This window comes from Alistipes sp. CAG:268 (assembly GCA_000434235.1).
GTDB classification, from domain to species: Bacteria; Bacteroidota; Bacteroidia; order Bacteroidales; family Rikenellaceae; genus Alistipes; species Alistipes avistercoris.
The window spans coordinates 1-7684 of sequence record FR891965.1 but is presented as its reverse complement, the minus strand read 5'-3'; the positions used below and the strand labels follow the sequence as shown (position 1 = coordinate 7684).

The following is a 7684-nucleotide window of genomic DNA, read 5'->3' as shown; positions in this document are numbered from 1 at the left end:
GCAGAAGGTTGCCGTCGGCGGCAAGACGTCGCCTGAACATTCGGATGTCGGAGTCGTCCACCAGCATCGATGACGTTGTCGTCGTTGCCTTCGGTACGACCACCAAGGAGGCTTTCACCGGATCGGCCGCCGTTGTCAAGTCCGAGGAGCTTGAGAAACGCCAGGTCACCAACGTCGCCCAGGCACTCGCCGGTGCCATTCCCGGTGTTCAGGTGACCAGCTCGTCGGGTAATCCTTCGTCCACGCCGACCGTGCTGGTGCGCGGTCTTTCGTCGATCTCGGCCGGCGTAACGCCGCTCTATGTCGTTGATGGCGTTCCCTATTCGGGTGACCTGAACCTGATCAATACGGCCGACATCGAGTCGCTCACCGTGCTCAAGGATGCCGCATCGACGGCCCTCTACGGCGCCCGCGGTGCCAACGGTGTCATCATGATCACCACCAAGCGCGCCAAGAAGGGCGAGGCTATCGTTACGCTCGACGCCAAATGGGGCGTCAATGCTCGCGGTACGCAGCTCTACGACAACATCGACGATCCGGCCCAGTACTACGAGGCCTACTACCAGTCGCTCTACAACTACTACCGCAGCAACGGCTTCTCGTCCTACGATTCGACCATCCGCGCCAACGAGCTGCTGACCAGCAGCAATGCCGGAGGTCTCGGCTATCAGGTCTACACGGTGCCCGAGGGCGAACTGTTCATCGGTACGAACGGCAAGATCAATCCCAACGCCACGCTGGGCCGCAAGGTTACCTACAACGGACAGGACTACTACCTGACTCCCGACGACTGGGTCGATGAGGCCTACCGCACGTCGCTGCGCCAGGAGTACAACGTGAACATCTCGGCGGCCAACGACCGGGCCAATTTCTATGCTTCGCTCGGCTATCTGGACAACGAGGGTATCGTCTCCAGTTCCAGCTATACCCGTTACACGGCCCGTCTGCGTGCCGACTATCAGGCCAAGAAGTGGCTGAAGGTCGGGGCGAATGCCAGCTACTCGCACTATGAGAGCAACTACCTCAGCGACGAGTCCGGATCGACCGGATCGACCAATATCTTCGCCTTTGCCAACAACGCCGCTCCGATCTATCCGGTCTACGTCCGTGACGGCAACGGCAACATCATGTATGACAAGAACGGGCTGAAGATGTACGACTACGGCGACGGCATGAATGCCGGTCTGTCGCGTCCGTTCATGACCAACTTCAACGCCCTGCAGGGCGTGCAGCTCGACAAGAACCTCAGCAACGGCAATGCGTTCACCGGGACGGCCTTTGCCGACGTGAAGCTCTTCAGCGATCTGACCGCCACGTTCAACATCGGTACGAACCTCGATGACGTGCGTTTCAACTCGATGTACAACCCCTACTACGGCCAGTTTGCCAATGCGGGCGGCCGTGTGACGGTGCAGACGCAGCGCACGTTCGAGATCAACGCCCAGCAGCTGCTCAACTACAGCCACACCTTCGCCGGCAAGCACCGCCTGAGCGCCATGGTCGGACACGAGTTCTACAACCAGAAGAACTACGTGCTGAGCGGTACGAAGGAGCAGATGTTCTCGATCGGCAACCTCGAGCTCAACGGCTCGATCGTCGATTCGCAGGGGGCGGCATCCTATACGACCGAGTACAACAACGAGGGTTATTTCGGCCGCGTCGAGTATGAGTTTGACAACCGGATCATCCTCAACGGTTCGTACCGTCGCGATGCCTCGTCGCGCTTCCACCCCGACCACCGCTGGGGCAACTTCTGGTCGGCCAGCGCCGCATGGCTCATCAACCACGAGTCGTGGTTCAATGTCGATTGGGTGGACATGCTGAAGCTCAAGGCCTCGATCGGTTCGCAGGGTAACGACAACATCAGCAACTTCCTCTACGTGGACTACTACAACATCGAGAACTCCGGCGGCGAGATGTCGGTCGTTTTCACCACGAAGGGCAACGAGGAGATCTCGTGGGAGACCAACACGAACATCAACATCGGTGCGGACTTCGAGTTGCTCCGCGGCCGCCTGGGCGGTACGGTCGAGTACTTCAACCGCAAGACCACCGACATGCTCTTCTTCTTCCCCGTGGCTCCGTCGTCGGGCTACTCGGGCTACTACGACAACGTGGGTGACATGCGCAACCGCGGTTTCGAGATCACGCTTCACGGAACCCCCATTCAGACGAAAAACTTCCGCTGGGATCTGACCCTGAACATGTCGCACTACAAGAACAAGGTGACCTACCTGGCTCCCGAGCGTAAATCGACCACGGCGCAGGGCTACGAGGGATATGCTAACGGAAGCTATTTCGTCGGCGAAGGGCTTTCCTACTACACGTGGTACATCCCCAAGTATGCGGGTGTCGATCAGACGACCGGTCTGTCGATGTGGTACAAGGATGTGACCGACGCCGAGGGCAACGTCACGCGTGAGACGACGACCACCTACTCCGAGGCGACCAACTACCTCTGCGGTACGGCCCTTCCCGACCTCTACGGCGGTTTCTCCACCTCGTTCCAGTTCTTCGGTGTCGATGTATCGGCTTCGTTCGCCTACCAGATCGGCGGTCTGAGCTATGACTCGGGCTACGCTTCGGGCATGGCTTCGCCTTACAGCTCGTCGGCCGGCAGCAACCTCAACAAGGACATCCTCAAGTCGTGGACGCCCGAGAATCCCTCGACGACGATTCCGCGCTTCCAGTACGGCGACAACACAAGCGTCAGCACCTCCGACCGCTTCCTGCTCGATGCATCGTACCTCAACATCTCGAACATCCAGGTGGGATATACGCTTCCCGAGTCCTTCACCCGCAAGTTCGGCGTAGGCAAGCTGCGCATCTACCTGGCGTGCGACAATGTCTACTACTGGTCGCGCCGTCAGGGCTTCGATCCCCGTTACAGCTACTCCGGTTCGACGAATTACGCCAACTACTCTCCGATCCGGACGATTTCGGGCGGTATCAATGTTCAGTTCTAATTCCTTCAGACCACAATGAAAACCATACTCAAATACATAATCGCATCGGCCGTGGCGACCGCTTCGCTGAGCGGCTGTATCAAGGAGACCTTCCCCACCAACGGGGCGACGGCCGACCAAGTCGCCGAATCGACCACGGCCCTCGACGCGATGGTGAATGCCATCCCCGGCGCCCTGACGCTCTATGCCCAGAACTACTCGCAGGCCTGGGACTTCGGCTACCCGGCGATCAACGTTTCGCTCACCTGCATGACGGGCGACATGGTCGTGCTGGGGAACACCGGCTACGACTGGTTCGCCAACTGGATGTGCAACCTCTACCTGAGCGAGGACTATGTCACCGGCTATCAGTTCTGGTACAACTACTACTCGTGGATCAAGAGTTGCAACGACGTGATCTCGACCCTCTCGGCCGTTCCGGAGGAGAGCCTCAACTCCGACCAGCGGAGCTATCTGGGCATCGCGCTTGCGTTCCGCGCACAGTTCTACCTCGACCTGGTGCGTCTGTTCGAACCCAAGGAGTGCAACGGCTCGCAGGTGCACGACTACACGATTCCCGACAACATCAAGGACCTGGCCTGCGTCATCGTCACGGAGAACACCTCCGAGGAGCAGGCCAAGAGCAATCCGCGTGCTACGGTGACCGAGGTCTACGACCAGGTGATCTTCCCCGACCTGGAGCGCGCCGAGCGCATGCTGGCTGACTACGCCCGCACGTCGAAGAAGATGCCCGACCTGAGCGTCGTCTACGGTATTGCGGCCCGTGCCTACCTCGAGCGCGGCTCTGCCGGTGTGGACGGAGCCTACCAGAAGGCGGCCGACTACGCCCGCAAGGCGATCACGGCCGGCAGCTACTCGCCGCTGACGCAGACCCAGTGGGAGGATCCGACGACCGGTTTCAACAGCTCGACGAGCAACAACTCGTGGATGTGGTGTACCGTCCAGACCTCGGAGACCGTCCACAACCTCTACTCGTTCATCGCCCACATGTCCACCGAGGAGGACTGGACCAATTACGGCAAGTCCGTGTGCCGCGGCATCAACTCGAACCTCTATGCGGAGATCGCCGACGACGACTTCCGCAAGCACTCGTGGCTCGATCCCGGACTGTTCGACTACTACGACTACAAGAGTTGCCGCCCGGACTACCAGACCTTCTTCGCCAATACGCTCAAGCCGCTGGCTTCGATCAAGTTCCGTCCCGGACAGGGCAACTACACGACCTATACCGTGGGTAATGCGGTCGATCATCCGCTCATGCGTGTCGAGGAGATGTACCTGATCGAGGCCGAGGCGCTCGGCGCACAGAACCTCTCCGAGGGCGTCAATGCACTCAACAGCTTCATGCAGTCCTACCGTCAGCCGTCGTACAGCTTCTCGGCCTCGAGCCTCAAGGAGCTTCAGGAGGAGATCGGCCTGCAGGCCCGCATCGAGTTCTGGGGTGAGGGCATCGCCTTCTGGTACAAGAAGCGTCTTGCACTGGGCATCCACCTGGCCAATTCGAACTGCCCCGACGACAGCTACCGCTTCGAGGTGGACGGCCGCGCTCCGTGGTGGAACCTCCAGATCCCGCGTACCGAATGGCAGAGCAACTCGGCGCTGGTGGGCATGAACAACCCCGATCCGTCGAACACGGTGGACAATGTCATCGAATAACAAGATCCGTTTAATCGAAAAGAACCAAACGTATGAAATTCAACAAATCAGTATATCTGCCCCTGTTCGCGGCATGCCTTTCGGGATTGGCCTCGTGCTCGGACGACGATGATTTTACGTGGAGCGAGCCCGTGCCGTCGGATTGCATGGACGTCTACTTCGCCGATTCGAATCCGACGACCTATGACGTGATGTCGGACGAAATCGATAATCTGAGTTTCACCGTGGAGGTGATGCGCCTGAACAGTGCGGAGGCCGCCACGGTTCCTCTCACGGTCTTCTCGCGCAGCGAGGCCTTCGAGTGCCCCTCGACGATCGAGTTTGCTGCTGGTGAAAACAAGGCGGCCCTTGAGGTCAAGGTCAATAAGGTCTCCTCGGGAGACTACACGCTCGAACTCTCGATCGGAGACGTGCGCTACTCGAATCCCTATGTCACCTACGACGGCGGATGGTCGGTCTTGAGCATCGACATGACGGTGTGGGATTTCCTTGGAACGGGCACCTTCTATTACAACGGACTTTTCTCGGGTGAAGATCCCGGTCTGTCGCTCTATGCTTCGGGTACGTCGTACAAGATCACCAACTGGGGTGGCGGCGTCGATCTGCTCTTCACGTGCGATGCGACGGGCAAGATCACCGTGGCCGAGCAATATGTCGGAGCCGATCACCAGACCTACGGTCCGGTTTATGTCACCACCGACGGCGCCGATGTGATGAGCTACTACGATCCGGAGACGCAGACCTATTATTTCAACATGGCCTACAACGTTTCTGCCGGAACATTCGGTACCATGTACGAGAAGTTCGTGCTGACGGATCCCGTCCAATAGGGCAGGGATGTCGGTTGGGCACGTAACCTGCAGGCGGACGGTCGGGAGCTCCCGACCGTCCGTTCGTTTTCGTTCCTTGGGGAGGTGCAAAGCGGGGTATCGGGGCAAAAAATGAGAAAAAAAGGATTTTTTTGCGTCGGATGCTTGCGGAATCAAAAAAAATGGTTACCTTTGCACCACGATAATACGGAACACACTTCCGATATCGGGATGGTGCCATAGCTCAGTTGGTAGAGCAAAGGACTGAAAATCCTTGTGTCCCCGGTTCGATTCCTGGTGGTACCACAAAAACAAAAAGCAGCAGAGCCTTGATCCCTAAACGGAATCAAGGCTTTTTCTTGCCCCCCCCCTCCTGACGGATACGACAGTTGTGAAGATTGGCCGGATGCGGAGATCCCTTTCCGGCCCGATTTTGTCCACTCCTTCGGGCTGTCGGTGTGAACGGGCGCCTGCCGGTACGAAAAAGGGCGGGCTCCGATTTGGGGCCCGCCCGACGGTTCACTGTTTCTTCAATGTAGGCAATGCTCCGGTGAGTTCGTAACGCCACTCTGAGCCTGCGTTCTGCAGGGCGGCGTTCATGGCATCAACGGCGTTCTGCCAGGTAACGGTTGTGCCGTCCACCTTCGTGGCTCCCTCAGTGCTGCCGTTGCCGATACCTCTTTCGAGGTTGTTGCTCCAGTAACAGCCAGTCATGGAGACGGAGCTGTATCCCGTCACGCCGCCGACATTCATGTTTCCGGAGACTTCGCCCGCAGCATGGTAGCAGCCAGTCACGGTGCCGTTGTAGTTGCGTCCCGCCACACCGCCGACATCGCTGTGTCCGGAGACATCGCCCGTGGCGTAGCAGCCGGTCACGGTACCGCTGTTGAATCCCACCACGCCGCCGACGTTGAAGCTATTCCCCTTGACGGTGCCCGAGACGGTGCAGCCGATCATGGAACCAAAGTTCACTCCCACCACGCCGCCGACATAGTAGCTGCCGTTAATTTTCGCCCCTGCAAGCGTCAGGTTCTGCACCTTGCCGCCGAGACAGCCAATCAGTCCTACACACCACTGATTCGGAAGGTTGATGGTCAGCCCCGTAATGGTATGTCCGTCACCGTCGAAAGTGCCGGTGTATGGGTTATATGGGTCGTAGTCTGTGCCCATCGGTGTCCAGTTGCTTTCGCCGTCGGCCACCGCAGGCAGGGTGATGTCGGCGGTAAGGGTGCAGTTCAGTGTCATATCTTTCTGTACGGCTTCGTTCCATGCCAGCAGGCCGTTGGCATTGTAAACCGTATAGGTCTTTCCGTCCTCCGACACGGTGTAGCCCGGGTCTTCTGCCGCAGCGAGGGAGACGGTGTAGGTATATTCCTCGCCCGCTTTCCAGTCGGTATCGTTCTGCATCTTATAGACGAAGACCTTGCCGTTGTTGAAAGCGCAGGTGATGAAGGCCGTGCCCGCCGCCACCGTCTGCGGGGCGACGAGGGCGGTGTAGGTGTCGCCGCCCTTGTCATAATACGGGGCGATTACAGTCGGGTTTCCATTCTCGGTGGAGAGGCCTGTCAGCCGCACGAAAATCTGCTCCTCAGTGTAGTCCGTCAGAACGACGGTGACCCGCGCCGTGCGGTGGGTGAAGCGGAGTGTGGGGTTGCCGTAGCTCACCGTCTGTTCCTCGGCCACGATGAGGTCGCTGCCCTCGAAGTTCTTCCGGGCACTTTGGTCGGCTTTTACCACCACGGCAGGCGGGGTTGTCTCGCCAGCGGTGTAGGGCCACCACGCCGTGACGGTGATGTCATCGTGGTTGGTCCAGTAGTACGGCTCATCGGAGGTCAGCGTGGCGCTGGTGTTGTCGGAGGTGGAGGGCGTCACATTGTATGCCTTCACCGTGCCGTCCATCCTGACTGCCACGCTCTGCACGCCCTCCCAGTTCCCGTCCACGGGGGCACGGGTGCCGGCGGCGGCTGTCGCCGCGGTGTTCAGCCCCGTGACGGTGAAGACGATGGGTGTGCCTTCCGCCCCTTCCGGCAGGAAGCCCGCTTCGTCCTGCGTGCAGGCGGCAATGCCGAGCAGCAGGGCGAGGGCTGCGGATATATGAATGGTTGTTCGTTTCATGATGCGTGTTGTTTAGAGATTATTCTTCCTTCTTTAGTGTGGGCAGTTCTCCGGTGAGTTCGTAACGCCACTCTGAACCGGCACTCTGCAAGGCGCTGTTCATGGCATCAACGGCATCTGCCCAGGTAACATCTGTGC

At 59.1% G+C, this 7684-nt stretch carries 4 protein-coding genes and 1 tRNA gene; 4 read left to right on the top strand and 1 reads right to left on the bottom strand.

All coding sequences use genetic code 11. The annotated features are described in order from the left end of the window. The 4 genes from QZL63_RS00360 to QZL63_RS00345 all read left to right on the top strand — a co-directional run. Window positions 1-2966: SusC/RagA family TonB-linked outer membrane protein (locus tag QZL63_RS00360; RefSeq protein WP_369677297.1), on the top strand; the 2966-nt coding region annotated here is incomplete at its 5' end. A gap of 15 nt (window positions 2967-2981) precedes the next feature. Then, on the top strand, window positions 2982-4622 hold the full coding sequence (locus tag QZL63_RS00355; RefSeq protein ID WP_022307367.1) for a RagB/SusD family nutrient uptake outer membrane protein: 1641 nt from the start codon (window positions 2982-2984) through the stop codon (window positions 4620-4622). Window positions 4623-4654: 32 nt separating this feature from the next. Continuing rightward, window positions 4655-5452, top strand: a complete 798-nt coding sequence (locus tag QZL63_RS00350) for a hypothetical protein (RefSeq protein WP_022307366.1) — start codon at window positions 4655-4657, stop codon at window positions 5450-5452. Window positions 5453-5664: 212 nt separating this feature from the next. Continuing rightward, a tRNA-Phe gene (locus QZL63_RS00345) sits at window positions 5665-5737 on the top strand. Between the two features lie 213 nt (window positions 5738-5950). Here QZL63_RS00345 and QZL63_RS00340 read toward each other — a convergent pair. After that, the gene (locus tag QZL63_RS00340) at window positions 5951-7546 is read right to left on the bottom strand and encodes a fimbrillin family protein (RefSeq protein ID WP_022307365.1); all 1596 of its coding nucleotides are present in this window, start codon (window positions 7544-7546) and stop codon (window positions 5951-5953) included. Window positions 7547-7684: the final 138 nt, after the last annotated feature.

What these genes read in the sequence shown, in the direction of transcription:
- QZL63_RS00355 (WP_022307367.1), top strand. Translation starts at nt 2,982, where the DNA reads ATGAAAACCATACTCAAATACATAATCGCATCGGCCGTGGCGACCGCT.
- QZL63_RS00350 (WP_022307366.1), top strand. Translation starts at nt 4,655, where the DNA reads ATGAAATTCAACAAATCAGTATATCTGCCCCTGTTCGCGGCATGCCTT.
- QZL63_RS00340 (WP_022307365.1), bottom strand. Translation starts at nt 7,546, where the DNA reads ATGAAACGAACAACCATTCATATATCCGCAGCCCTCGCCCTGCTGCTC.